This window comes from Streptomyces prasinopilosus (assembly GCF_001419695.1).
Taxonomy (GTDB): Bacteria; Actinomycetota; Actinomycetes; order Streptomycetales; family Streptomycetaceae; genus Streptomyces; species Streptomyces prasinopilosus.
This window is the reverse complement of record NZ_LIRG01000414.1, coordinates 1-2,454: the sequence shown is the minus strand read 5'-3', so window position 1 is coordinate 2,454 and position 2,454 is coordinate 1. Positions and strand designations below refer to the sequence as shown.

Annotated in this window: 1 protein-coding gene; it reads left to right on the top strand. The window is 73.4% G+C overall.

The window, feature by feature from the left end:
• Positions 1 to 2,454: bifunctional FO biosynthesis protein CofGH (locus tag AOK18_RS17905; RefSeq protein WP_055695030.1), on the top strand; the 2,454-nt coding region annotated here is incomplete at both ends.

The following is a 2,454-nucleotide window of genomic DNA, read 5'->3' as shown; positions in this document are numbered from 1 at the left end:
CCGAGGCGGCCGTCCTGCTCCAGGCGCGCGGGGAGCGGTTGGAGGACCTGTGCGCCTCGGCCGCCCGGGTCCGGGACGCGGGCCTGCTGGCCGCGGGCCGGCCCGGGGTGATCACCTACTCGAAGAGCGTCTTCGTCCCGCTGACCCGGCTGTGCCGGGACAAGTGCCACTACTGCACGTTCGTCACCGTGCCCGGCAAGCTGCGCCGCGCCGGGCACGGGATGTTCATGTCGCCGGACGAGGTGCTCGACGTCGCCCGCAAGGGCGCCGCCGCCGGCTGCAAGGAAGCCCTCATCACCCTAGGCGACAAGCCCGAGGACCGCTGGCCCGAGGCGCGCGAGTGGCTCGACGCGCACGGCTACGACGACACGATCGCCTACGTCCGCGCCATCTCCATCCGCATCCTGGAGGAGACGGGCCTGCTGCCCCACCTGAACCCGGGCGTGCTGACCTGGACCGACTTCCAGCGCCTCAAGCCGGTCGCGCCGTCCATGGGCATGATGCTGGAGACCACCGCGACCCGCCTGTGGTCCGAGCCCGGCGGCCCGCACCACGGCTCGCCCGACAAGGAACCCGCCGTCCGCCTGCGCGTCCTGGAGGACGCGGGCCGCTCCTCGGTCCCCTTCACCTCGGGCGTCCTCATCGGCATCGGGGAGACGTACGAGGAGCGCGCCGAGTCCCTCTTCGCGCTGCGGAAGGTCTCCCGGGCCCACCACGGGATCCAGGAGCTGATCATCCAGAACTTCCGCGCCAAGCCGGACACCGCGATGCGCGGCATGCCGGACGCGGAACTCGACGCGCTGATCGCCGCGGTCGCCGTCGCCCGGCACGTGCTCGGCCCCACCGCCTGCATCCAGGCCCCGCCCAACCTCGTCGACTCCGAGTACGAGCGGCTGATCGCGGCCGGCATCGACGACTGGGGCGGCGTCTCCCCGCTCACCATCGACCACGTGAACCCCGAGCGCCCCTGGCCGCAGATCGACGAACTCGTCCGGCGGTCCCGCGCGGCCGGCTTCGAGCTGCGGGAACGCCTCTGCGTCTACCCGGAGTTCGTCCGGCGCGGCGAGCCCTGGCTGGACCCGCGGCTGCGCCCGCACGTGGCGGCGCTCGCCGACCCGGACACGGGCCTGGCCCGCGAGGACGCGGTGGTCGAGGGCCGGCCGTGGCAGGAGCCGGACGAGGCGTTCACCGCCACCGGCCGCACCGACCTGCACCGCACCATCGACACCGAGGGCCGCACCACCGACCGCCGCGACGACTTCGACGAGGTGTACGGCGACTGGGGCGCCCTGCGCGAGGCCGCCGCCCCCGGCATGCGCCCCGAACGCATCGACACCGACGTGCGCCAGGCCCTGGGGACGGCGGCCGACGACCCGACCCGGCTGACCGACGACGAGGCACTCGCCCTGCTGCACGCCGACGGCCCGGCGCTGGACGCCCTGTGCCGGATCGCGGACGACGTGCGCAGGTCGGCGGTCGGCGACGACGTCACCTACATCGTCACCCGCAACATCAACTTCACCAACGTCTGCTACACCGGCTGCCGTTTCTGCGCCTTCGCGCAGCGCCGCACGGACGCCGACGCCTACACGCTCTCCCTGGACCAGGTGGCCGACCGGGCCCAGCAGGCGTGGGAGGTGGGCGCGGTGGAGGTCTGCATGCAGGGCGGCATCCACCCCGACCTGCCCGGCACGGCGTACTTCGACATCGCGAGGGCGGTGAAGGAACGCGTCCCCGGCATGCACGTGCACGCCTTCTCCCCGATGGAGGTGGTCAACGGCGCCACCCGCACCGGCCTGTCGATCCGGGAGTGGCTGACCGCCGCCAAGGAGGCGGGCCTGGACAGCATCCCCGGCACGGCGGCGGAGATCCTCGACGACGAGGTCCGCTGGGTCCTGACCAAGGGCAAACTGCCGGCGGCCACCTGGATCGAGGTCGTCGAGACGGCCCACGAGCTGGGCATCCGCTCCTCCTCGACGATGATGTACGGCCACGTCGACCAGCCCCGGCACTGGCTGGGGCACCTGCGCACGCTGGCCGGCATCCAGCAGCGCACCGGCGGCTTCACGGAGTTCGTCACCCTCCCCTTCATCCACACCAACGCCCCCGTCTACCTGGCCGGCATCGCCCGTCCCGGCCCGACGGCCCGCGACAACCGCGCGGTCACGGCGATGGCCCGCCTCCTGCTCCACCCGCACATCCCCCACATCCAGACCAGCTGGGTGAAACTGGGCGCGGAGGGCGCGGCGGAGATGCTCCGCTCCGGCGCCGACGACCTGGGCGGCACCCTCATGGAGGAGACCATCTCCCGGATGGCGGGCTCCTCCTACGGCTCGTACAAGTCGGTCAAGGACCTGATCGCGGTGGCGGAGGCGGCGGGCCGCCCGGCCAGGCCCCGCACCACCCTGTACGGCGAGGTCCCGGAGGAGCGGCAGCGGGCGGCCCGCGCCTCGG